23 protein-coding genes are annotated in these 24,075 nt (G+C 34.6%); 16 read left to right on the plus strand and 7 right to left on the minus strand.

Features of this window, described 5'->3' with window-relative positions; translation table 11 throughout:
* Window positions 1-100 precede the first annotated feature (100 nt).
* Both BHX94_RS08735 and BHX94_RS08740 read left to right on the plus strand, forming a co-directional pair.
* Complete coding sequence (locus BHX94_RS08735; protein WP_111745950.1) at window positions 101-490, plus strand: hypothetical protein; 390 nt, start codon at window positions 101-103, stop codon at window positions 488-490.
* 23 nt (window positions 491-513) lie between these two features.
* Window positions 514-747 carry a DUF805 domain-containing protein gene (locus BHX94_RS08740; protein WP_111745952.1) on the plus strand — a complete coding sequence of 78 codons (234 nt, stop codon included), beginning with the start codon at window positions 514-516 and terminating at the stop codon, window positions 745-747.
* Between the two features lie 235 nt (window positions 748-982).
* Here BHX94_RS08740 and BHX94_RS08745 read toward each other — a convergent pair whose 3' ends face one another.
* Complete coding sequence (locus tag BHX94_RS08745) at window positions 983-1,723, minus strand: DUF3169 family protein (RefSeq protein ID WP_111745954.1); 741 nt, start codon at window positions 1,721-1,723, stop codon at window positions 983-985.
* Window positions 1,720-1,923 (minus strand): helix-turn-helix transcriptional regulator, encoded by a 204-nt coding sequence (locus BHX94_RS08750; RefSeq protein ID WP_096076781.1) that lies wholly within the window; start codon window positions 1,921-1,923, stop codon window positions 1,720-1,722. The genes BHX94_RS08745 and BHX94_RS08750 overlap by 4 nt, the downstream gene beginning before the upstream one ends.
* A gap of 187 nt (window positions 1,924-2,110) precedes the next feature.
* Here BHX94_RS08750 and lepB point away from each other — a divergent pair, with 187 nt between their 5' ends.
* Window positions 2,111-2,698 (plus strand): signal peptidase I, encoded by a 588-nt coding sequence (gene lepB, locus BHX94_RS08755; protein ID WP_096076780.1) that lies wholly within the window; start codon window positions 2,111-2,113, stop codon window positions 2,696-2,698.
* Window positions 2,699-2,738: 40 nt separating this feature from the next.
* On the opposite strand, the gene BHX94_RS08760 is transcribed toward lepB, so the two are convergent.
* The 3 genes from BHX94_RS08760 to BHX94_RS08770 all read right to left on the minus strand — a co-directional run bounded on the left by BHX94_RS08760 (window position 2,739) and on the right by BHX94_RS08770 (window position 5,219).
* The gene (locus BHX94_RS08760) at window positions 2,739-3,404 is read right to left on the minus strand and encodes an MIP/aquaporin family protein (RefSeq protein ID WP_111714582.1); all 666 of its coding nucleotides are present in this window, start codon (window positions 3,402-3,404) and stop codon (window positions 2,739-2,741) included.
* 130 nt (window positions 3,405-3,534) lie between these two features.
* Window positions 3,535-4,266, minus strand: a complete 732-nt coding sequence (locus BHX94_RS13105; RefSeq protein WP_275068274.1) for a transglycosylase family protein — start codon at window positions 4,264-4,266, stop codon at window positions 3,535-3,537.
* 221 nt (window positions 4,267-4,487) lie between these two features.
* Window positions 4,488-5,219, minus strand: a complete 732-nt coding sequence (locus tag BHX94_RS08770) for a transglycosylase family protein (RefSeq protein ID WP_111745958.1) — start codon at window positions 5,217-5,219, stop codon at window positions 4,488-4,490.
* A 682-nt stretch (window positions 5,220-5,901) separates the two neighbouring features.
* Between BHX94_RS08770 and BHX94_RS08775 the strand changes: the two genes are divergently transcribed.
* Window positions 5,902-7,971, plus strand: a complete 2,070-nt coding sequence (locus BHX94_RS08775; RefSeq protein WP_111745960.1) for an ATP-dependent Clp protease ATP-binding subunit — start codon at window positions 5,902-5,904, stop codon at window positions 7,969-7,971.
* A gap of 272 nt (window positions 7,972-8,243) precedes the next feature.
* Here the strand turns inward: BHX94_RS08775 and BHX94_RS08780 are convergent, their stop codons facing one another.
* Complete coding sequence (locus BHX94_RS08780) at window positions 8,244-9,923, minus strand: Rqc2 family fibronectin-binding protein (protein ID WP_111745962.1); 1,680 nt, start codon at window positions 9,921-9,923, stop codon at window positions 8,244-8,246.
* A gap of 167 nt (window positions 9,924-10,090) precedes the next feature.
* Between BHX94_RS08780 and gmk the strand changes: the two genes are divergently transcribed.
* The 12 genes from gmk (at window position 10,091) to BHX94_RS08840 (ending at window position 23,714) form a co-directional block, all read left to right on the plus strand.
* Window positions 10,091-10,711 (plus strand): guanylate kinase, encoded by a 621-nt coding sequence (gene gmk / locus BHX94_RS08785; protein WP_111745964.1) that lies wholly within the window; start codon window positions 10,091-10,093, stop codon window positions 10,709-10,711.
* A complete protein-coding gene (gene rpoZ, locus BHX94_RS08790; RefSeq protein ID WP_096076773.1) occupies window positions 10,712-10,918 on the plus strand; it encodes a DNA-directed RNA polymerase subunit omega in 207 nt (68 codons plus the stop codon).
* 49 nt (window positions 10,919-10,967) lie between these two features.
* The gene (coaBC, locus tag BHX94_RS08795; RefSeq protein WP_170120817.1) at window positions 10,968-12,164 is read left to right on the plus strand and encodes a bifunctional phosphopantothenoylcysteine decarboxylase/phosphopantothenate--cysteine ligase CoaBC; all 1,197 of its coding nucleotides are present in this window, start codon (window positions 10,968-10,970) and stop codon (window positions 12,162-12,164) included.
* On the plus strand, window positions 12,161-14,539 hold the full coding sequence (gene priA / locus BHX94_RS08800) for a primosomal protein N' (protein ID WP_111745968.1): 2,379 nt from the start codon (window positions 12,161-12,163) through the stop codon (window positions 14,537-14,539). The genes coaBC and priA overlap by 4 nt, the downstream gene beginning before the upstream one ends.
* A gap of 233 nt (window positions 14,540-14,772) precedes the next feature.
* Window positions 14,773-15,261 (plus strand): peptide deformylase, encoded by a 489-nt coding sequence (def, locus tag BHX94_RS08805; RefSeq protein ID WP_111745970.1) that lies wholly within the window; start codon window positions 14,773-14,775, stop codon window positions 15,259-15,261.
* Window positions 15,248-16,186 carry a methionyl-tRNA formyltransferase gene (fmt, locus tag BHX94_RS08810; protein WP_111746190.1) on the plus strand — a complete coding sequence of 313 codons (939 nt, stop codon included), beginning with the start codon at window positions 15,248-15,250 and terminating at the stop codon, window positions 16,184-16,186. The genes def and fmt overlap by 14 nt, the downstream gene beginning before the upstream one ends.
* Window positions 16,176-17,486 carry a 16S rRNA (cytosine(967)-C(5))-methyltransferase RsmB gene (gene rsmB / locus BHX94_RS08815; RefSeq protein WP_111745972.1) on the plus strand — a complete coding sequence of 437 codons (1,311 nt, stop codon included), beginning with the start codon at window positions 16,176-16,178 and terminating at the stop codon, window positions 17,484-17,486. The genes fmt and rsmB overlap by 11 nt, the downstream gene beginning before the upstream one ends.
* A 2-nt stretch (window positions 17,487-17,488) precedes the next feature.
* Window positions 17,489-18,580 (plus strand): dual-specificity RNA methyltransferase RlmN, encoded by a 1,092-nt coding sequence (gene rlmN / locus BHX94_RS08820; protein ID WP_096076768.1) that lies wholly within the window; start codon window positions 17,489-17,491, stop codon window positions 18,578-18,580.
* Window positions 18,581-18,584: 4 nt separating this feature from the next.
* Window positions 18,585-19,322 (plus strand): Stp1/IreP family PP2C-type Ser/Thr phosphatase, encoded by a 738-nt coding sequence (locus tag BHX94_RS08825; RefSeq protein ID WP_111745974.1) that lies wholly within the window; start codon window positions 18,585-18,587, stop codon window positions 19,320-19,322.
* On the plus strand, window positions 19,323-21,407 hold the full coding sequence (gene pknB, locus BHX94_RS08830) for a Stk1 family PASTA domain-containing Ser/Thr kinase (RefSeq protein ID WP_111745976.1): 2,085 nt from the start codon (window positions 19,323-19,325) through the stop codon (window positions 21,405-21,407). It begins immediately after the preceding gene.
* A 111-nt stretch (window positions 21,408-21,518) separates the two neighbouring features.
* On the plus strand, window positions 21,519-22,385 hold the full coding sequence (locus BHX94_RS08835) for a hypothetical protein (protein ID WP_111745978.1): 867 nt from the start codon (window positions 21,519-21,521) through the stop codon (window positions 22,383-22,385).
* A 51-nt stretch (window positions 22,386-22,436) separates the two neighbouring features.
* On the plus strand, window positions 22,437-23,714 hold the full coding sequence (locus BHX94_RS08840) for a cytochrome P450 (protein ID WP_096076764.1): 1,278 nt from the start codon (window positions 22,437-22,439) through the stop codon (window positions 23,712-23,714).
* A gap of 39 nt (window positions 23,715-23,753) precedes the next feature.
* Here BHX94_RS08840 and BHX94_RS08845 read toward each other — a convergent pair whose 3' ends face one another.
* Complete coding sequence (locus tag BHX94_RS08845) at window positions 23,754-24,062, minus strand: rhodanese-like domain-containing protein (protein WP_111745980.1); 309 nt, start codon at window positions 24,060-24,062, stop codon at window positions 23,754-23,756.
* Window positions 24,063-24,075 lie beyond the last annotated feature (13 nt).

Below are 24,075 nucleotides of genomic sequence, written 5' to 3' on the forward strand. Positions count from 1 at the left end.
CTTCTATACCTTAAATTTAACTTAAATATTTAGTATTTTTATCCAATTTTTTTAATTTTAGTGGTAAATTTAAGTTGTACTCATAGAAAGGGTGTTGTATATGAAAGAAAAAATTAATATTAAAGATTATAAATTTATGCTGCTTTATTTGATACCATTTGCATTTTTTGATGCATGGGCAGAAATTGTCAGAGGGGATATGGTTGCATTTATTCCGATGCTGCTATTTGTTGTCATAATGAACAGCATAATACACAAAAAGAAATTAAACTTTGGATTTGTCTTGCTTGGTATTTTTCTGAGTTACTTAGTAAGTTTAGGCGTGAGCTATATTGCACCTGTTACAGTAAATGCTAGAAATGACAGCTATGCATTAATGCCGCTCGGCGTAAATTTATACATTCTGCTGTCTTCAATGGTATTTTTATTCATACATGCAATTTCTTATTTCGTGATGAAAGTGATCAATAATACGAGAGGGAAAGGATAATATAAGAACTAACGGAGGTAAATATGGTAAGAAATATATCTTTTAAAGGTGCTTATGTGGATTTCTGGAAACGCGCTTTAGATTTCTCAGGTCGCTCATCACGTAAAGAATACTGGTTTCCGATGGTAGTGAATATCATTATCATATTGTCAATATGGACGATTTGTACATATATAGATGGACAGTTGGGTATTGATCCAGAAGCTAGATTAAGTATAAGTAATATTGTATATAAAACACTTAGTTTCTTACGTTAAAATTACCTTAAATATCAAAATAATTAGCACTATTTAACAATAATAATGGTACATTTAATTCAAGAGGTGATGATATGAGATGGATGTTTATAATAGTGATATTTATACTCTACATCAGTCTCACAACGCGTTTAAATATGATGACATTTAATAGAAGAAAAATGGATCGTAATACTAGTATCCAAAGTAAAACCCAGATGCTAATCCTCATTATTTAGCATCTGGGTTTTATAGTCTATTTATTAAATTCTTCTGATTTTTTATAATATGCAATAGTAGAATAGATGAGCACTGATGTAATTCCAATCATTGCTAAATATTGATTTTCACCACTTGCAGCATGATAGAAAGCCAGCAATAATAATAATCCGCTTAACATATATATCATTACGATATATGTCTTTGATAATGCATGTAACATCACAAGTCTTTCACCTTCATCTACATTATTAATAAGCGTTGTCATGATTTGTCTATCTTCATAATCTAATTCGAACCCACTATTAGTGATTGAAGGAAAGGCTAATAATACAGTTCGATTATGTTTTGAGTATATTAGTACTAGAAATAAAAATATAACAACAATTATTGCATAATAAATTAAGTATTGATTTGAAGGCTTCAATATAAAATCTGCGGTTGCTAAAGCAATTGCCAGAATAAGAATATTACTAGCATTTACAATATTTTTAGAAGATTTATTATATTGATTAAGCTGATAGATATATTGTTCATCTTCACTTTTATTTTGTGGTTTAGACATGGCATTATATTGGTGCTTAGATTTTAAATATAATAATACAGAGACGATCATTAACAATGGAACGATATATATCATAAAATCAATTTGATATTTATCTGTAAAGTAAGTTATAAAGTCATTTACTAAAGGTAATGCGCCTCCGATAACACCACCAAAAATAGCACCGATTAATATTAGATATAAGCTTCTTCCTAACTTTTTATCTTTTTTCACAGCTCTTCCTCCTCAAATATAAATACATTTTCTACGGGTTCATCAAATATTCTAGCAATACGTACTGCTGTAAGTATGGATGGCATGAAATCATCTCGCTCTATGAGAGAAATGGTTTGTCGGGATACTTTAGCGAGTTTAGCGAGTTGCGTCTGATTATAGCCATCGCGTGCTCTTAGTTCTTTGAGTCGGTTTTTCATCTCTTAACTCCTTTCTATATTCTTTATAAGTAGTGTAATCTATATTTATCATTTTGACAATTATATTAGTCAAAATAAAAAGTATGATAGTCAAAATTAACTTAATTTACTTAATAATCTAATATAATAATATAGTTTTTGTAATTTAATGTATAATCATGTATCATGAATGCAGGAGTGTGAAAAAATGAAAAAAGAATTAAGAGAATGGATTATATCGATTGGATTAGCATTAATTGCATTGTTTATTATCCGATCATTTTTCTTTGTACAATATCAAGTAAGTGGTGACTCTATGGCACCAACTTTTGAAGATAAGGATCGTGTCATCATCAACAAAATGGCAACATGGACAAACGGTCTTGATAGGGGAGACGTTATCGTATTTCATGCGAATGATAAGAGTGATTATATTAAACGTTTAGTTGGTCTTCCTGGTGACAAGGTAGAATATAAGGATGATCTATTATATGTTAATGGTAAGGTTGTAGAAGAGAATTATTTGCAAGCAAATCGTGAAATCAATGTTAACCCGATGCTTACTGAAAATTTCTCAGTGAAAACATTAGCACATTCAGGTGGTAAAGATACTATTCCTGCAGGTAAATACTTAGTGCTTGGAGATAATCGTGAAATCAGCCTTGATAGCCGTAAACCTGAGCTTGGTTTAATCAATAGCAAGAATGTAGTAGGTAAAGTTTCAGTACGTATCTGGCCGTTCAAAGATTTTGAGACTGACTTTTACGAAGAAGATTTTGATAAGGTAAATCAATAGAAAAAGCCTATTCAGTAGCTTTACTGAATAGGCTTATTTTTTATGATTCTAAGAAGTTATGTGTAAATGTAGCGATTGCTGCACCTACTAATGGTGCTACGATAAAGATCCATAATGTTGATAAAGCATCTCCACCTGTAAAGATTGCTGGTGCAATACTTCTTGCTGGGTTTACTGAAGTTCCTGTTAATGGAATACCGATTAAATGTACCATTGTTAATGTTAAACCGATTACAAGCACTGCTAAACTTGGTGCGATAAATTTAGTTTTTGTTACAGATAATACGACAAATACAAATACGAAAGTAAGAATTACTTCAACTAAGAAAGCGCCCATATTGTTGATGTTATTTGGCACGTTAGCACCATAGATGAAATCAACTTTTTTCGTAAATGAGCTTAGGATCGCCCAGATTAATGATGTCGCAATAAACGCTCCGATAATTTGGAATACTGAATAGATTGCGAAGTCTTTGAAAGATAAACGCTTATCTAGAAACATTGCAAAAGATATTGCAGGATTTAAATGTCCTCCAGAAATATCACCGATTGCATATGCTGCAGCAATAACAGTTAAACCGAATGCGAATGCGATTCCGAAGATACCAACGCTAGCGTCTGGATTTAAAGTAGCCATAACTGCTGTTCCAGTACCAAAGAATACTAGTACGAATGTGCCTAGTAATTCAGATAAATATTTTTTCATTTTAAAATTTCCTCCTAATAATAGTGACAATAACAATCATAATACACTTAACATGTATATGCAAGAGTAAAATTTCAATAAAAAAGAAGAATCACATATATGATTCTTCTTGGATATATAGTATTTGTTATTATAAACGAGCTCCACATACCGGCCATGGTTGAGATCCACGTTTGCTGTAAAGGATTTGTGCACGTTTAGTTTGCTCAGCAGCTGATGCTTGTGAAGGAACACCAGATCCTCCAACTGACTGCCATGTTTGTACGTCAAATTGGTATAAACCGTGGTAAGTTCCAGAAGCATCTACGATACTTGAATTTCCACCAGATTCACATTGTGCTAATGCTGACCAGTTAACTCCGCCAGTGTTAGATACAGTAGCTGTTTGTTGAACAGGTGCTTTGTAAGTTTTAACTGTTGCAGGTTTTGCTACAGGAGCTGTATAAGCTGTTTGTTGAACGGCTGGTTTAACAGCAGTTTGAGTAGCAGTTTTCGTAACTGGTGCACTTACAACAGATTGTACTTCTGCTTTTGGAGCAGCTACAGATGCAACTTCTACTGATTTATTAACTACAGTATCAGCAGCACCAGTGTATTTATATTCCCAAGTCCAGTAGATACCATCTGATTTGAATTCATAAGAGAATCCATCTTTGCTGAATGCGTAGTGGTATGGTCCAGCATGAACTGGTTTTTCGTTTAATGATGCAGATTCAGCTTTAGCTAATTCAGCTAATTGAGCGAAGTCTACAGTTTCTTTTTGAGTATTTTCAGTTTCTGAAGCGTATGCTTGACCAGCAGTTGCTACCGACGTTGTACCTAAAGCTAAAGCTAATGATGATGTTAAGATTGCTTTTTTCATAATATATAAGTCCTCCATTAATTTACGTTTTGTTATTTTCGTTATCGGTTGTCAAAGTGACTGTCGATAATTTTCTCTCTTTCGACATTAATAATGTAACACATAAAATCATTACATACGTTACAGTAAAATAACAATTCATTACAATGTCGAAATGTTTTTGTAATATAAAAAGTGAAGAATGCTATCTAGAGCATTATTCCCATGTAATATTTTAAAGATTAAGCTGTAACCCAGTGTTGTGCACCGTACTCATTATATAATTTTACGGCTGCTGCATCTTGAACTGATTCAGGTGCTGAAGCTGGTGATTTTCCTTTCCATGAAGCTGGAGCAACGGTATCCCATGTACTTTGTAAGAATTGATATTTACCTGCTGCACCAGAAGTAGTGTTGATCGCACGGATATTACCACCTGATTCACGTTGTGCAATTAACTGTAAATGTGTATTAACACTTACGTTTGATGTTGATGTTTGTGAAACGGGTGCTTTGTAAGCACTTTGTTGCACTGGTGCTTTTTGTTGAACTGGTGCTTGATAACTCACTTGTTTAAATTGTTTTGCTGGTGCTTGATAAGTTGTTTTGTGAATTGGTATTTGTTCTTTAACACTATCAAATTGTTGTACAGCTTGAGGTTGAGTAGATGTTTTATTTACAATCGTATCTGCTGCTCCAGTGTATTTATATTCCCATGTCCAGTAAACGCCATCTGATTCAAAGTTATAAGAATATCCATCTTTATTAAATGAATAATTGTAAGCTCCAGCATGCATTGGGCGTTCATTTAATGTTTCTGAATTGTTTCTCGCTAAGTTTGCCAGTTCATTGAAATCCACTTTAGCTGTTTGTGTCGTTTCTGATGCTTGTGCTTCGTGTGAACCATTTACTCCTGATAATCCTGTTACGCCTAACGTTAATGCTAATGATGATGTTAATAATGCTTTTTTCATAATATATAATCCTCCAGTAATTTAAAAATTCAATGTTTCTCGTCTTTCTTTGTCGATAATGATGTGTATTTCGACAAGAAGAAGTAATTTAAAAAATATATTTTTATAAGTTACAGATTAATTAGAATAATGTTTTTTCTGGATAAACAAACTAAAATGCAAAGTTTATTTTTCTGTAACGGTTCATATTAGACCATATATATTCTTTAAGTTCAAAAATTTTGAGTAAGAAAAAGATGATTTTATTCAATTATCTTACATTTTATGTAAAAGTAGAATAATTTTTTTATTATCACTGATGCTGATTAAATATAGGAGATGAAAGGGATTAAATATATATAAACATTTTGCAACTAATATGTTTGTCAAAAAATGGTCACAAATAAAAATTTTTTAAAAGGATACTATACTTCTAATTTATTTATTATAATTTGCAAAGAAAAATGAACGTTTAATTACCATATATTAATTTGAGTTTCTTCTATTATAATAGTTGGTTATAAATGTTGATTATTTTGCTACAGAATTTATAAGAAATAATTAAAGTAATAAAATAAAAATAAAGGGCAAAGAAAGTCAAAATAATGTTTGACCTTCTTTGACTAATTTAGTATAATAAGAGTATCAAAGGAACATAATACCCTTTGTAGTAATACTTACAACTAAATAGGAGTGATTATTTATGAATAACGGAATTTTTGACAGTAACTTTGATGCAATGTTCAATAGAATGTTTAATGAATTAGGACAAGGTCAAGTGAAGCGCAAATTTTATATTAATGGGCAGGAAGTAACACCTGAAGACATTCAAGATATTCAAAATAAGCAATTTAATGATAATCAGGCACAACGATTAAAAGATCAAAATAACAATGTGCAAGGTGAGTTTTTATCAAAGATTGGTAGAAATTTAACTGAAGAAGCACGTAATGGAAAACTAGATCCAGTGATTGGACGTTCAAAAGAAATACGTAATACAGCAGAAGTATTAAGTAGAAGAATAAAGAATAATCCAATCTTAGTTGGTGAAGCAGGGGTTGGTAAGACTGCGATTGTCGAAGGTTTAGCTCAAGCTATTATTGACGGAGATGTACCACAGGCAATTAAAGATAAAGAAATAATTTCAATAGATATTTCTGCGCTTGAAGCAGGGACACAATATCGTGGTGCTTTTGAAGAAAATGTTCAAAAATTAATTGATGAAGTGAAAGCACAAGATAATATCGTATTATTCTTAGATGAGATTCATCAAATGATCGGTAGCGGAGCAACTGGTGCTGATTCTGGTAGTAAAGGCTTATCTGATATTTTAAAACCAGCATTAAGCAGAGGAGATATTACAATTATCGGTGCTACTACTCAAGATGAATATCGTAACAATATTTTAAAAGATCCAGCTTTATCTCGTCGATTCAATGAAGTTGTCGTGAATGAGCCAAGTGCAGAGGATACAATTGCAATATTGGAAGGTATAAAAGAAAAATATGAACAACATCATGCAATAGAAATACCTGATAATGTGATTAAAGCTTGTGTTGAGTTATCGATTCAGTATATTCCGCAAAGATTATTACCGGATAAAGCGATAGATTTACTGGATATCACTGCAGCACATGTTTCTTCTAATCATACAGTTGTTGATACTGTTCAATCAGAAAAACAAATCGAACAGCTTGAACAAGAAAAATTAAAAGCAGTAGATAGAGAAGATTATGAACAGGCAAATGCACTACAAATGGAGATTAAATCAATAAAGGATAGTCTAGAGAAAAGCGTCGAAACAAATACGTTAACAGTTGATGATGTAGCAGGAACAGTTGAGAGATTAACTGGAATTCCTGTTTCGCAGATGGATAGTAACGATCTTGAACGTCTGAAAAATATTAAAGATAGATTATCAGAAAAAATTATCGGTCAAGATGAAGCGGTACAGGCGGTGGCAAAAGCAATCCGTAGAAATCGTGCTGGATTTGACGAAGGCAACCGACCAATCGGTAGCTTCTTGTTTGTTGGTCCGACTGGCGTAGGTAAAACAGAACTCGCAAAACAGTTAGCTGTTGATTTATTTGGTAATAAAGAAGCATTAATTCGTCTGGACATGAGTGAATATAGTGATTTAACAGCTGTTTCTAAAATGATCGGTACTACTGCTGGTTACGTAGGATACGATGATAACTCAAATACATTAACAGAACGTGTTCGCCGTAATCCTTATTCAGTGATTCTGTTCGATGAAATTGAAAAAGCAAATCCACAAATATTAACATTGTTATTACAAGTATTAGATGATGGAAAATTGACTGATGGTCAAGGTAATGTGATCAACTTTAAAAACACGATTATCATTGCTACAAGCAATGCAGGATTTAGTTTGGACAGTAAGAAGACTGAAGGTACTGACATTATGGCAATCATTAAAGATTATTTCAGACCTGAATTCTTAAATCGATTTAATGGTATTATAGAATTTAAATCTTTAGATAAAGCAAGTTTACTTCAAATTGTTGATCTTATGTTAGATGATGTTGAACGAACATTAGCTAAAAAGGAAATCACAATGACAATTACAGATGAAGCGAAAAACTGGTTAATTGATAATGGTTATGATGAATTACTAGGTGCGAGACCGTTACGCCGTGTTGTAGAGCAACATGTTAGAGATAATATAACTGATTACTATTTAGAACATCCGGAAGTTAAAAATGTTCATTTAACGTTAAATAATGATAAAACAGATATTAAGGTAGCATAAAAAGTGCGGGTACAAAATGTACCCGCACTTTTAATTTGTCTTTATTAAAGAGATGAATTCAGTCATTTCCTGAGTACATACGTAGCCTTTTCTTAATAATATGCCTATTGGATAATAGTTATTTTCATCGGTTAAATGAAATATTTTAGTTGTCTGATATCTACTTCTTAACATCCTTTTCATTTATCACTGCAATAATAACAAATTCTTTTATTATTGTAGTTTGCCAAAGTAATGACATAATAATAAAGAAATCGCAAGACTAAAAAGCCCTACGATTCATTTTCTCTGTAATCTTCTTTCATCTGCTGAATATATTTCACATCTGGTGTAACAACAACTGTCGATTGATCGGTATATGTGACAAATCCTGGTTTAGAACCATTTGGTTTATATACATAACGAATTTCTGTGTAATCCACAGGTATCTTAGATGATCCTTGTGCTTTCGAGAAATGTCCTGCTAAAAAGGCTGCATCTTCAATCGTACCATCAGTCGGTTGTGCATCTAATATAACGACATGACTGCCTGAAATATCTTTCGTATGGAACCAAAGATAATTATTTCTGCCCATCTTATGCGTGATATATTCATTTTGCAGATTATTTCTTCCAACTACAATTACTTGATTATCTCGCGATAAATAGTGATCGATATCTTGTGTCTTCTTTTTCTTCTTATCATTCTTTTTATGCTTTTTCTTAATTAAATTTTGTTCAGCCAGCTCATTACGAATATCATCAATGTCATCGAGTTCAATATGATTAAGTTGCATTTGAATGGTCTGGATATATTCAATTTCATCTTTTGTTTCTTCTATCTGAACGATAGCATGCTGTTTTCTCGTTTTTAGACGATTGTACTGCTTGTAATAATATTGTGCATTTTCAGCAGGGGATTTTCTTGGATTTAGAGGTATTGTTACTGTTTCATCGTTATAATAATTCACAGTTTCAAATGCTTCCATGCCTTGTTTTAGCATATACATATTACTTGTGATTAATTCACCGAATAAATTCATTTCATCCATTCGTTTTGTTTCTTCAAGTTCATTAACAAGTTTTGCCAGTTTCTTCTCGTTTTTCTGAAGTAAACTGGTTAAGTGACGTGCAAGATCGTTCGTCTGGTTTCTTACGCGCTCACGTGTTGCACGATCTTTATAGAAGTGATCTAACAATTCACTTAAACTATCGAAAGATTCTACATCTGTAATAAATGGTACTGGTTTATAATAGAAATCTTCTTTATCGTTTAATGTAAATGCAACAGGTCTGATATACTGATCAGTCATAAAGTTTTTAAATGCAGCATCTATATCGTTATCTGAAGCTAACAGTGCATTGACGGCAACCGGACTGAAACCCTCTAGTGCGTTGAGTAATGCTTTTTTAATCGGCAGCTCTGGATTAAGTAAATCACTGACTGTATTAATTTCGTATGGATTATGTTTTTTTAATGTTGGCGGGAATTCATAGCTAAAGCCCGGCATTAACGTTCTAGCACTGTTCGTATTTGGTGTTAAATGTTTTAAGCTATCGAGAATTTTTTTATTTTCATCAGTAAGAATAATATTGCTATGCTTACCCATTATCTCTATATAGAGATGTCGTACGATACGATCACCAATTTCATTCGTGTTATTGATGATGATTTCTATAATTCGGTCATTTCCAATTTGATTGATGGTCGAGACGATACCGCCTTCAATATGTTTACGTAATACGCGTAAGAACATCGGTGGCTCGAACGGGTTATCAAAGTTACCGGTTGTTAATTGTAATCGTGCAAAGTTAGGATGTGCTGATAAAAGAAGTTTCTGATTCTTTCTATTCGCACGGATGACGAGTACTATTGTATAATCATCAGGTTGTGTAATTTTATTAATACGTGCTGTTTCTAAAAATGATATTTCTTTAATCATTTGATGTGTAAATAAGCCATCAAAAGCCATATGCTCACCTCTTTTTTTCGTCCCTTTAGTGTATCATGAATTCATTCATCATCATATATATGTGCACATTTATAATAGAAAACATGGATGCTTAATATTATCATGTATTTTTCTTAAGTTTTATGATAAATTTAAATATAATCACTTTTAGATGAAAGGTCGTTATTATGGAGAAAGAAAAAGGGTTACTAATTGTTCTATCAGGTCCATCAGGTGTTGGTAAAGGTACAGTGCGTAAGGCAATATTTGATGATCCGGAAACTGATTTTGAGTATTCAATTTCTATGACGACACGCAACCAGCGCGTCGGAGAAGTTGATGGCGTGGATTACTTCTTTAAATCAAGAGAAGAATTCGAAGCATTGATAAAAGATGATGCATTTATAGAATATGCAGAATATGTTGGTAATTATTACGGAACACCTGTACAATATGTTAGGGATACGATGGATGCAGGTAAGGATGTATTTTTAGAAATAGAAGTGCAGGGAGCACGCCAAGTACGTAAGAAGTTTCCAGAAGCATTATTTATCTTTTTGGCACCACCTACTTTAGAACATTTAGAACAGCGTTTAATCGGTCGTGGTACTGAATCACAGGAAGTGATTCAAAACCGCATTAATGAAGCGCGTAAAGAAGTAGAAATGATGAATCTATATGATTATGTTGTCATCAATGATGAAGTAATGGAAGCGAAACAAAAGGTTCAGACCATCGTAGAAGCAGAACACTTAAAGCGTGAACGCATAGAAGCGCGTTTTAGAAAAATGATATTGGAGGCGAAATAGATGTTAAACCCACCGTTAGATCAATTAAAGAAAAATGTAAATTCTAAATACTTAATCGTAACACTTGCAGCTAAACGTGCACGTGAATTACAGGATAATCCAGAAGGCGCATTATTAGATGATTATACCTCATATAAACCAGTTGGCCGTTCTTTAGAAGAAATTGCAGCGCATAAAATTAGAATTACGAATGAATTACCAAATTAAAACTAAGACTGACAAATTAATTTTTGTCAGTTTTTTTTACTAGGAGGAAATCATGAAAATAATATTAGGTGTAACAGGTGGTATTGCAGCATATAAAGCGATCGACTTAACGAGCAAACTGACACAGGCTGGTCATGAAGTACGTGTTATTATGACGGAGGGTGCACTGGAATTTGTAACACCTCTGGCATTTCAGGCATTGAGTCGAAATTCTGTGTATACAGATATCTTTAATGAACATCATCCAGATGAAATTCAACATATTAGTCTAACTGATTGGGCAGACTGTATGGTAATCGCACCTATTACCGCATCAACCATTGGTAAGATGGCACATGGTATCAGTGATAATATGCTTACTGCAACGTATTTAGCATATACAGGTCCTGTATATATCGCACCTGCGATGAACGCTAAAATGTATGATCATCCTGCTGTGATAGAGAATTTAAAGACGTTACATGAAAGAGGCGTTCAAATTATTGAGCCAGGCGCAGGTTTTCTTGCATGTGGGTATATTGCAAAGGGGCGTATGAGTGAACCGATTGATATTATGAACATTATCACTACTAAACAACAGATTAAACAAGTTGAACAGGATTTATCAGGTAAAAGTGTGCTGATTACAGCTGGACCTACTATTGAGAAAATAGATCCAGTGCGTTATTTAACAAATCGTTCTTCTGGCAAAATGGGATACAGTTTAGCTGAAGCGGCAAGTGTACGCGGTGCTCATGTCACGTTAATTTCAACGGATTTACCACTGGATGTGCCACAAGGCGTAAATCATATTAAAATTGAAAGTGCTGAAGATATGTTCAATGCAGTAAAAGATAACATGGATAAAGCTGATATTATTATCAAAGCAGCAGCAGTTGCAGATTATACGCCTGTTGAAGTGTATGAACAGAAACTGAAGAAAAAAGACGGTGATTTAACGATTACATTTAAACGTACACAAGACATTCTAAGGTATATCGGGACACATAAAACGCATCAATGTGTTATCGGATTTGCAGCCGAAACCGAACAAGTCGAAAAGTATGCACGCGGCAAACTCGTTAAGAAAAATGCAGATGTCATTATAGCAAATAACGTTGGTGACAAAACGATTGGTTTCAAGTCAGATGATAATGCAGTAACGATGTATTTTAAAGATGGAAGTGAAGCTTCAATTGAAAAACAGCCGAAATTAGGGGTTTCTCACGAAATATTAACACAAGTGATAAAGAAGGGATTTAATTGATCGCTAAAGTAATCGTTGATGTGAATAGCAAACGGGTTGACAGATTATTTGATTATCTTATACCCGATCATCTTGAAACACAAATTGTTCCTGGCATGCGTGTCGTCGTTCCCTTTGGTCCTCGGAAAGTACAGGGGTATGTGATCGCATTGAATGAGACTGCTGAATTTGATAAATTAAAACCTATCATCAGCGTACAGGATTATGTACCGGAATTGACACAGGAACTGATTGAATTGAGTGAATGGATGAGCTATACGCATGTGTCGAAACGTATCGCAGTACTTGATGCTATGCTACCAGCAGCTTTAAAAGGTAAATATAAGAAAATATTACGTATCAGTAATGATATTGATATACCGCATGATTTAATAACATATTTTAACAATGATCAACTATATTTAGAGCGTGCACAAGAATTAGAAATTATGCCGAGACTTACCCCATTTATTAAAGACGGAAGTATCGTAGAAGATATTGAAGTGACACAGAAAAATAAAGTAAAAAAATTACTCGGAGTAAGATTAGTTGAAGGCATTGATTATGCGTCATTAGCAAAAAATGATAAGCAGCTTGCAGCATGTGAAGAGGTGTTGTCGAACCGTGAAGGAATAACATTTGTTGAATTAGAAGCGCGAGGTATTTCAAAAGGGGTATGTAACACGCTTATAAAGAACGGTGTGTTCGAAAAAGTCGAACTAGAACAAATACGAGATCCATTTGCACATAAAGTATTTTTTGAAGATGATAAGAAACAACTGCTTCCTGAACAGCAAGCTGCGTATAACGCAATTCACGAAGCTTATGGAAATAAAAAAGCTGAGACATTTTTACTACATGGTGTTACAGGATCAGGTAAGACAGAAGTATATTTACAACTCATTAGCGATGTATTAGACAATAATCAGCAGGCGATTGTGCTTGTCCCTGAAATTGCATTGACACCTCAAATGGTTGACCGCTTTAAATCACGATTTGGAGATGAAGTGGCAGTACTTCACTCGGGTCTATCAAGCGGTGAACGATATGATGAGTGGCGTAAAATTAAGAATCAGACTGCAAGTGTGTCAGTTGGTGCTCGAAGTAGTATCTTCGCACCATTCAAAGATGTCGGTATAATCATCATCGACGAAGAACACGAAACGACATATAAACAAGAAGATTATCCAAGATATCATGCACGAGAGATAGCAGAATGGCGTGCGAAATATCATCAGTGCCCACTCGTATTGGGAAGTGCGACACCATCTCTGGAAAGTTATGCAAGAGCTGAAAAGGGCGTCTATACCAAATTAGAAATGTTAACACGCGCGAATCAACAGGCGATGCCTGAAATGTTTGTCGCAAATATGCGTGATGAACTGGCAAACGGCAATCGATCGATGTTCTCTGAAATTTTGAAAGAAAAGATTCAGGAAAAAATCGATAAGGATGAACAGGTCGTACTATTTTTAAACCGACGAGGACATGCACAATTTATGTTATGTCGTGATTGTGGTCATGTACCGATGTGTCCAAACTGTGATATCAGTCTGACATATCATAAGTTTACTGATGAACTGAAATGTCATTATTGTGGATATAAAGAACCTCCAGTAAACGTATGTCCAAGCTGTGGGAGTGAACATATCCGCGAGATGGGTGTAGGAACTCAGAAAGTCGAAGAAATAATTTACGAAACATTTCGTGATGTAAAGGTCATTCGAATGGATAATGACACGACAAGGAAGAAAGGAACTCATGAAAAGCTGCTTGAGCAGTTTAAACGAAAAGAAGCGAATATATTACTCGGCACCCAGATGATTGCGAAAGGATTAGACTTTCCGGATATTACACTCGTTGGGGTATTAAATGCAGACACGATGCTGAACCTACCCGATTTCCGTGCAAGCGAGAAAACGTATCAATTACTTACACAAGTATCGGGACGTGCGGGAAGAAGCACGAAAAGCGGTGAAGTCGTCATTCAGACATACAACCCGGAACATTATGCCATACAATATGCAGTAGCAAATAATTACCATGGATTTTATAAAGAAGAAATGACGTATCGTAGACTTGGGAAGTATCCACCGTATTTTTATATGGTGTATCTGAATTTTAGTCATCAGGATTTAAGGAAAGTACTACTGGAAAGCAAACATATACATCAAATATTATTACAACATTTGACACCGGGCAGTTACGTATTAGGACCAGCACCGAGTCCGATTGCACGCATTAACAACCAGCACCGTTTCCAGATTATGATCAAGTTTAAGTCAGAACCCGAATTATTGAAAGCTCTGAACTATCTGGACGATTATTATCATGAGCAGTTTGTAAAAGATAAGTTTACGCTGCATATAGATATTAATCCATATATGATGATGTGATGTGTAAAGTTGTGACGGAAACGGTAGTATTTCCAAAATACAGCCGCTTCCGTATCGCAAAATCAAACCCACACACCCGTACATTTCGTATACGACCGCAAAATGTAGTAAAATGACACTAAACACTCTCTTTAGCCAAAGTTAAAGAGAGTTTTATCATTCAAACGAATATATCGCAATCTTACGCAAAATAAAGTAAAATAGAATGATTGAATAAAAAAGGAGTAAGTCCATTGATTAAACCATTAATAGATAAAAATGATGCATTACTGCATAGAGAAGTTAAAGATGTAACGGCTTTTGACGATAGTCTAAAAGCTTTGATTCAGGATTTAGAAGATAGTTTATACCATTATAATGGTGTAGGTATTGCTGCACCTCAAATTGGTGTCGATTTAAAAGTTGCACTTGTTGATATGGAACAGGATGGTATTTTACAGCTCGTAAATCCAGTGATTACTCATTACTCGGAAGATAAAGAGAGTGATGTCGAGGGTTGTTTATCAGTGCCAGATGTCTTTGGTATGGTAGATCGTTCAACAGAAATTGTTATAAAAGCAAATGATTTAGAGGGTAACGCAATTGAAATGACGGCATATGATGATATCGCTCGTATCATACAACATGAGGTTGATCACCTGTACGGTACAATGTTTACAGATAAAGTAACGCGTTACATATCTGAAGAAGAGCTGGAGGCGATGTATGATGAAGAAGCCTAATATTATTTTTATGGGAACACCTGACTTTTCAGCACCTATTTTAAAAGCAGTACACGATGCATTTGGTGTAACGCATGTCATCACACAACCGGATAAACCAGTTGGTCGTAAAAGAGTCCTTACAGCACCGCCTGTAAAAGTTCAGGCAACAGAACTTGGTATCGAAGTATACCAACCGGAAAAGATGACAAGTGATGAAGCTTATGAATATGTTCAAAACTTAAATCCAGATCTTATAATTACAGCTGCTTATGGTCAGTTATTACCTGAACGTGTGCTTGAAATACCTCGACTTGGCTGTATTAATGTACATGCTTCATTACTACCGAAATATCGTGGGGGTGCACCGATTCATAAAGCCATCATCAATGGTGAAAAAGAATCAGGTGTTACTATTATGTACATGGCAAAAAAACTAGATGCCGGTGATATGATTGCTCAAGTTGTTGTACCAATTGAACAAAATGATACGGTCGGTACATTACATGATAAATTAAGTACAGCAGGTACGAAATTATTGCTTGAAACGTTACCGGATATATTTGCTGAAACAAATAATAGGATACCGCAAGAACACGACGCTGCAACGTTTGCATCAAACGTTAGTCGCGAAGAAGAATTTGTTACTTTTGATCGCTCAAGTCAGGCAGTTCATGACCATATCCGTGGGTTAAGTCCATGGCCGGTAGGTTTTGCTAAAGTTGATGGTCAGAACATGAAACTATGGATGTCTGAAATTGTTGATGGTTCAGGACAACCTGGTGAAATAATAAGCGCTGATAATAAGGGTATTAAAGTAGCGACGAACGATGGTGCAGTGTTGCTCACTGAAGTTCAGCCTGCTGGAAAAAAGCGTATGAATGCAGGTAGTTATATCGCAGGATTAAAACAAACGATTGTGGGGCAGACATTTAATGGAGCATAAACGTAGTGTTAGATATATTGCCTTAGAAATTTTGGATCAGGTTTTAACTGAAGGTGGCTATAGCAATTTACTTATTAATGAAGCGATTAAAGAGGGTTACGTAGAACCTGTTGATAGAGCGTTACTTACAGAGCTAGTGTATGGTACACTGCAACATAAATTAACACTTGAGTTCTATATTGAACCATTTATAAAAGCAAATATTAAAGGGTGGATGCGTCGTTTACTATTAATGAGTGTTTATCAGGCTGTATATTTAGACAAAGTACCTGATCACGCGATTATTAATGAAGCGGTAGAAATTACGAAGCAACGTGGTTCTATTAGCGGAGCCAATACAATGAATGCTATCTTAAGAAATTTTCAGCGTAGTGAATTACGTGATTTTGCTGAGATTAAAGATGACTTAAAGCGTTTAAGTATTGAAACAAGTACACCGCTTTGGTTAATTAAACACTGGAATACACATTTCGGTTACGATAAGACATGTGCGATGGCGGAAGAATTTCTGACGTATCCTGATACAACGGTGCGTGTCAATACGACAAAAATTACGATTGAAGAAGCAATTCAGCGATTACAGGATGAAGGCTATACTGTTGAACAGTCAGAGATTATTCCAGAATGTCTGGCAATTGATGGACCACCTATTGTACAGAATCCATTATTTAAACATGGTTACTTAAGCGTTCAGGATGCTTCAAGTATGCTTGTTGCAAATGTGTTGGATCCACAAGAGGGTGAAACAATCCTTGATACGTGTAGTGCTCCTGGTGGTAAGTCTTGTCATATTGCTGAAAAGATGAATCGTACTGGGCGCGTCGTGAGTCACGATGTCTATCCGCATAAGATTGATTTGATTAAATATAATATTAATCGTTTAAGTTTACGCAATATAGAACCTTCAGTTCATGATGCGCTCGAACCTTTTGAAGGCATTTATGATAGAGTCCTAGTCGATGCACCTTGCTCAGGATTTGGTGTCATTAAGCGTAAACCTGAGATTAAATATGAAAAGACACCTAAAGATATAGATACACTATGGCCGATGCAATTAGAAATACTTACGAATGCCAGTAAAGTTGTAAAGCCTGGTGGTCTCTTAGTATACTCAACATGTACGATAGAACAGATGGAAAATGATAACGTAGTCTACTCATTTATAAAACAGAACCCGGATTTCGAGATTGAACCGATAAAATTACCAGTATTAGGTGAACATAAACTATTGCAAATATTACCACAGGACTTAAAGTCTGATGGTTTCTTTATTGCAAAATTAAGAAGGAAGAGTGAATAATTATGGCTTTATTAGAAAAGAAGAATAAAAAATTTATGCCCAATTTTGAGAAACCGTCTATTTATTCGTTACAATTAGATGAGTTGAAAGATTGGTTGGCAGATCACAAACAGCAATCATTTAGAGCGAAACAAATTTTTGACTGGTTATATGTAAAACGTGTAACAAGTTTTGAAGATATGACAAATTTATCAAAAGAGTTACGTGAAGTTTTAGAAAGCAACTTTACGATGACGACTTTAAAAACAGTCGTTAAACAGGAAAGTAAAGATGGAACGATTAAGTTCTTATTCGAGTTACAAGACGGTTATACAATTGAAACTGTATTAATGCGTCATGATTACGGTAATTCTGTCTGTGTTACGACACAAGTTGGCTGCCGTATCGGATGTACTTTCTGTGCATCGACGTTAGGTGGCTTAAAACGTAATTTAGAAGCAGGCGAAATAGTGGCTCAAGTACTTGCAGTGCAACAAGCGCTGGATTTAACAGAAGAGCGTGTGAGCCACGTAGTTATTATGGGGATTGGTGAACCATTCGAAAACTACGAAGAAATGATGGACTTTTTAAAGATTATCAATCATGATGACGGACTTAACATTGGAGCACGTCATATTACTGTATCGACATCAGGCATTATTCCTAGAATCTATGATTTCGCTGATGAAGAATTACAAATTAACTTTGCACTGAGTTTACACGGTCCTAATAATGATATTAGAAGTCGATTAATGCCGATTAACCGTGCATATGATCTTGAAAAGTTAATGGAATCAATTGAATATTATGTGAATAAGACAGGACGCCGTATCACTTTTGAATATGGTCTATTTGGTGGCGTTAATGATCAGGTACATCATGCGAAAGAACTTGCCAAATTAATTAAACATCTAAATTGTCACGTGAATTTAATTCCGGTTAACCATGTACCCGAACGTGATTACGTACGTACACCGAAAGAAGATATCTTTAAGTTTGAAAAAGAATTAAAAAGAAATGGAATAAATGCTACAATTAGACGTGAACATGGTGCAGATATTGATGCTGCATGTGGACAATTACGCGCGAAAGAAAGAGCAGAAGAAACGAGGTAGTCATATGCACGCACGTTTTTTTACGGATATGGGACCAGTCAGACAACGCAATGAAGATGCTGGCGGAGTATATTACAATCACACAGGACAGTTGTTCGTAGTTATTTGTGATGGTATGGGTGGACATAATGCAGGGGATGTAGCAAGTAATTTTGTTAATGATTTACTTGCTGAACGTTTTACAGAGGAAAACTACATTGAACGTCAAAATGCTGAGAGCTGGCTGAAAAGTAATATCTCTGATATAAATCGTCAGCTTTATCAGAGAAGTCATGAGAACAATGAAAATCAAGGCATGGGTACTACTCTAGTTTGTGCATTAATGTTTGAACATCAAGTCGTCATTGCAAATGTTGGAGATTCTCGTGCATATCTTATCAATGAACGTGAAATGCGCCAGGTAACGCATGATCATACATTTGTAAATCATTTACTAATGGCTGGTGGTATAACGAAAGAAGAGGCACGTAACCATCCTCAACGCAATGTTATCACTAAAGTAATGGGTTCAGATAAACGTATTCATCCGGATATGTTTGAATATGATTTCGATCGGTATGAATATCTATTATTATCCTCGGATGGTCTAACTGATTATCTTGAAGAATCATACATACATGAAATTATCAAGACGCGTGAAAATGTAAAAGCAGCTGGAGAAGCATTGATTAATGCTTCTGTAGAGGCAGGAGCTCGTGATAATATTTCTGTAATACTTGTCCCTTTAAAAGGGGGCGAGTAAATGATTGGTACAATTATTAGTGACCGCTATAAGTTAGTTAAATATATCGACGGTGGAGGAATGAGTAGTGTATACCTCGCCGATGATATTATTTTAGATGCACAGGTCGCTGTAAAAATCATTAATATTCCTCCTGTCGATGTTGATCGTGCGGTTAAGCGTTTTGAACGTGAAGTACAGAATGCAACAACATTATCTCATCCTAATATCGTTAAAGTCCTGGATGTAGATGAAGATGAACGTCATTATTATATGATTATGGAGTATATTAATGGTCCTACATTACATGAATATATACGTGATAATGGTCCGTTAGATGTTGAAGAGGCAGTATTCTTCACAAAACAAATATTGCGTGGTATTGAACATGCGCATCAACATCGTATAATTCATCGTGATATTAAACCTCAAAATATTTTGATGACGCAATCAAAAGAACTTAAAATCTCTGATTTTGGAATAGCACGCGCATTGAGCGAGACGGCGATGACGCATACGAACCATATTATGGGAAGTGTGCATTATTTGTCACCAGAACAAGCTAAAGGGAAACAAACGGATGAAGCAAGTGATATTTATTCAATAGGTATCGTTTTATTTGAAATGTTGACCGGACATCCTCCTCATGAAGGTGAAAGTGCAGTCGGTGTAGCAATTAAGCATATTCAGGAGCAACTACCATCTGTAATTGAAGAAAACCCAGCAGTACCTCAAGCGCTAGAAAATATTATATTAAAAGCAACGATGAAAGAGAAATATCAACGTTATCGTACAACACAGGAAATGTATGATGATTTAAACACCTGTCTTGACGAAGAACGTTCAGAAGAACCGAAAATGATGATTGTTGACGATGCAACAAGAATGATTCCTGTTATACAAGCAAATGATACGATTGAAATGCATCCTGTTACAACGATGCCAACAGAATCAGCTGACGTTCAAAATAATGATGAACAGGATAATCATGAACTAAAGAAGAAAAAAAGAAAATGGTGGTTATGGTTATTACCACTGTTACTTATTTTAGGTTTAGGAACAGCTATTGCTTATATGACTTTTGCACCAAATTATAGTGTAGTTCCAGATATCAATGGTAAGTCAATTTCAGAAGCAACTAGTTTACTTGAACAAAGTAATTTACGTAAAGGACAGGTTAATTACGTATTTTCTGATACATTTGAAGATGGGACCGTGATTGAAACTGATCCGATGATAGGTGAAAAAGTTAAAGAATTATCACGCATTAACTTAACAGTATCGAAAGGTTCTAAAAAGTTTACTTTTGAAGAATTTGTCGGACAGGATATTTCTATCGTTAAGAAAAAACTAGATAAACAAGGTTTTAAATCTATAAAAGTAAAACACGTTTATAATTATGAAAAATCAGGTACAATCATTAAACAAAATATTAATGCAAACAAAGAAGTCATTCCTAAAGATACTGCGGTTGTATTTACAGTATCAAAAGGTGTTGAGGAAATATTTGTTCAGGATTATACTGGGCTTTCTTTTGATAAAGCCAAAGCTGAACTGGAACAAGTAGGCTTTGTCGTTAATGTGGTACAAGTAATTTATTCTGATGACGTATCAAATGGTAATATTATTTCTCAGAATGTCCGTAACATAAAGCTCCCTTACGGATCAACGATTAATTTTGAAGTATCAAAAGGAAAAAAGAATAAGAATACAGAAGAAAAAGTCACTACTGAAACACCAGAAGAGAAAGTCACTACTGAAACACCAGAAGAAAAAGATAAGAAGTACATTGGAACAGTTAATATTCCATATAAGGGCAAAGAAATAACGCCATCAACAGAAGCACCTGAAACAAACGAAGAAGGCGAAACTGTAGAACCACCTACGGAACCACCTGCTACCGAAAAGATGCCTCAACTTGTTGAGATATTTATTAAAGATAAAAACAATGATATTTCAACAATCTATGAATCTTATGAAACAACAAAGGAAAGTAAGAAAAGATTAGTGCTTACAGTTGAACCAGATACACAAGGAGCGATTATTATTAAAATTGATGGCAAGACGTATTTGCAGGAACAAATCGATTATGACGAAATTGAATAGTTTTTAAGACGGCTAAGTAGATTCACTTTATGCCGTCTTTTTTATGCTTTTTATTTGTAATATTTATTATTTAAACCTATATTTTAAATATACACACAAGGGGGTCACTACATGTCATACCATTACTATGAAATATTCTCTGGAGTGAGAGATAAAATATCATCACAATTTAATTTATCAGATGATGCTACAAATACATTATATTTTAATATTATCAAAAATCTAGCACCGAACAATGATTACACTTTTCAACAGATTATGCTGGAATATTTAACAGAACTACAAATAAAAAGCCTGTTTTTCTTTCACAAAGATATGGTAGGACATAATGGCTTTAACGTAAAAAAGCAAGGTGAAGTGTTAATCGTCACAGAAGTAAATGATGATAATCGTCTTGTTGTAGGGGATGTTATAAAAAAAATGAGTGATGATGAAATAAATATTCTTGAATCAAGATACAAGAAACTGTTATTTCATGAAGATGATAATAATCAGGACTGGACACATATTATTGCGAAACAATCACATCTCACGCTTTTACGTGGAGAAGAAGAATATAAATTTGATGTCCAGCACTTTAATCATTTTCCAGAAAATACAGTAAAAAGCTATAACGGTTATCAGATTGTTACGATTTATAATTTTGATGAAACGGTTACATATCCTCATGATTTACCTGTTATTTTAGATCTTCGTTATGCGCGTGGTATTAAGTCGCATCAATATGAAGCTGATATTATCTTAATATCAGCTTTAACGAAAGGAAGTCCAGAGTTCTTTGCATCACAAAGTGATGCAAAGAAGATAGGTGAGCATTCTTTCGGTGCAGCGAATATCTTTTATACAATTGAATTTGATGACTTTGTATTCGTATATGGCACAGAGGAAGAATTTGTAGTGCAACCAGATATACGCTTAACGAATAACGCAGAAAGTGATGCAATAATGGAAGAAGCAAAACGAATTATTTTAAGTTAAAATTTTGTAATTTAGGGTATAGATAAATAATACTTATTAGGGGGAATCATCATGGCGAAAAGAATGCCAAAAGATAGAGGTCTTGACAATACTTTAACGATTATGAAAGAAGGATATGAATATATTCAGAATCGTACAAAAAAATTTAATTCAAATGTATTTGAAACGCGTGTTCTAGGGGGTAAACAAGCTGTTGTTATTAGCGGTAAACAAGCTGCAGAATTATTTTATGATAATGATAAAATTGAAAGATCCGGTACTTTACCACCACGTGTAGTAAAGACGTTATTTGGTAAAGGTGCGATACATACGACTACGGGTAAAAAGCACATTGATAGAAAAGCTTTATTTATGTCATTAATGACAGATGAAAATTTAACATATTTACGTAAATTAACACGTAACTACTGGTTCCAGAATACACAACGTATGCAGTTGATGGATGAAGTTAATGTCTATAAAGAATCTATTATTTTATTGACAAAAGTTGGATTTAGATGGGCAGGTATTATTGAAACACCTGAAAATATTGAACAGCATGCAATGGATATGGATAAGATGATTGATTCATTTGGAGCAATCGGTTCACCTTATAAAGGATATCGTGAAGCTAAGAAAGCACGCGCACGTGTAGAAGATTTCTTAGAAGAGCAAATTATTAAGACACGTAAAGGTAAGATTCATCCAGAGCCGGGAAGTGCTTTATATGAATTCAGTCATTGGGAAGATATGAACGGTAAACCTATGGATTCAAGACTTTGTTCTGTAGATTTAATGAATGTGATTCGACCGCTTGTTGCAATAAATCGATTTGTTGCATACGGAGTACTTGCTATGCATGAGTTTCCAGGAGAGAGAACGCGTGTTGCACGTGATGATAATGATTATGCGTATAAGTTTGTACAGGAAGTTCGTCGTTATTATCCTTTCGTACCTTTCTTGCCGGGTAAAGCTGCTAAGAATATAGAATTTGATGGCTATAAGATTAAGAAAGACACGATGATTATATTAGATGTATTTGGTACGTTGCATAGAGAAGATACATTTAGTGAACCAGAACGATTTAATCCATATCGTTTTGATAACTGGGATGGTAGTCCGTTTGATTTGATTCCTCAAGGTGGAGGAGATTATTATACGAATCATCGCTGTGCTGGGGAATGGATGACAATCATCATTATGGAAGAAACGATGAAATACTTCGCTCAGGAAATTGATTATGATGTGCCACCACAAGATTTTACTGTTGACCGTACGAAGTTACCAGGTCGTGTAAAATCAGGTATGGTGATAAATAATGTTCGTCTGAATATTGATCGTACTAAATAAATTAGTATTTTAAACCTGCTCGATTGAGCACGGTTATTTTTAATCTTCTATCTTTACTTCGCCAGTCCAGTCATCCATACCTTGTTCTGCAACAGTGACATTGTAACCTTTATCTTCCAAATACTGACCAGCTTGCATCGCTCGGCCACCTTTTTTACAAATAATAATATATTCTACGTCTTTAGCGAGTCCAACAGATTGTGATTCAATATCTGATAGTGGAAGATGAGTCGCTTCCGGAATATGGCCGGCTACAAATTCATCCAATTCTCTTACATCTAGTATAACTGCATCTGTTCCAGTATTAATTGCATCTTGTATTGCGTCTAATGTTATTGTTTTTGTCATTTGTTTCACTCCA

It is taken from the genome of Macrococcoides bohemicum (assembly GCF_003259675.1).
Classification (GTDB): domain Bacteria; phylum Bacillota; class Bacilli; order Staphylococcales; family Staphylococcaceae; genus Macrococcoides; species Macrococcoides bohemicum.

Bases quoted from the DNA above. Each gene is read 5' to 3' on its own strand.
- BHX94_RS08735 (WP_111745950.1), top strand. From the start codon at position 101: ATGAAAGAAAAAATTAATATTAAAGATTATAAATTTATGCTGCTTTAT.
- BHX94_RS08740 (WP_111745952.1), top strand. From the start codon at position 514: ATGGTAAGAAATATATCTTTTAAAGGTGCTTATGTGGATTTCTGGAAA.
- BHX94_RS08750 (WP_096076781.1), bottom strand. From the start codon at position 1,923: ATGAAAAACCGACTCAAAGAACTAAGAGCACGCGATGGCTATAATCAG.
- lepB (WP_096076780.1), top strand. From the start codon at position 2,111: ATGAAAAAAGAATTAAGAGAATGGATTATATCGATTGGATTAGCATTA.
- BHX94_RS08760 (WP_111714582.1), bottom strand. From the start codon at position 3,404: ATGAAAAAATATTTATCTGAATTACTAGGCACATTCGTACTAGTATTC.
- BHX94_RS13105 (WP_275068274.1), bottom strand. From the start codon at position 4,266: ATGAAAAAAGCAATCTTAACATCATCATTAGCTTTAGCTTTAGGTACA.
- BHX94_RS08770 (WP_111745958.1), bottom strand. From the start codon at position 5,219: ATGAAAAAAGCATTATTAACATCATCATTAGCATTAACGTTAGGCGTA.
- BHX94_RS08775 (WP_111745960.1), top strand. From the start codon at position 5,902: ATGAATAACGGAATTTTTGACAGTAACTTTGATGCAATGTTCAATAGA.
- BHX94_RS08780 (WP_111745962.1), bottom strand. From the start codon at position 9,923: ATGGCTTTTGATGGCTTATTTACACATCAAATGATTAAAGAAATATCA.
- gmk (WP_111745964.1), top strand. From the start codon at position 10,091: ATGGAGAAAGAAAAAGGGTTACTAATTGTTCTATCAGGTCCATCAGGT.
- rpoZ (WP_096076773.1), top strand. From the start codon at position 10,712: ATGTTAAACCCACCGTTAGATCAATTAAAGAAAAATGTAAATTCTAAA.
- fmt (WP_111746190.1), top strand. From the start codon at position 15,248: ATGAAGAAGCCTAATATTATTTTTATGGGAACACCTGACTTTTCAGCA.
- rsmB (WP_111745972.1), top strand. From the start codon at position 16,176: ATGGAGCATAAACGTAGTGTTAGATATATTGCCTTAGAAATTTTGGAT.
- rlmN (WP_096076768.1), top strand. From the start codon at position 17,489: ATGGCTTTATTAGAAAAGAAGAATAAAAAATTTATGCCCAATTTTGAG.
- BHX94_RS08825 (WP_111745974.1), top strand. From the start codon at position 18,585: ATGCACGCACGTTTTTTTACGGATATGGGACCAGTCAGACAACGCAAT.
- pknB (WP_111745976.1), top strand. From the start codon at position 19,323: ATGATTGGTACAATTATTAGTGACCGCTATAAGTTAGTTAAATATATC.
- BHX94_RS08835 (WP_111745978.1), top strand. From the start codon at position 21,519: ATGTCATACCATTACTATGAAATATTCTCTGGAGTGAGAGATAAAATA.
- BHX94_RS08840 (WP_096076764.1), top strand. From the start codon at position 22,437: ATGGCGAAAAGAATGCCAAAAGATAGAGGTCTTGACAATACTTTAACG.
- BHX94_RS08845 (WP_111745980.1), bottom strand. From the start codon at position 24,062: ATGACAAAAACAATAACATTAGACGCAATACAAGATGCAATTAATACT.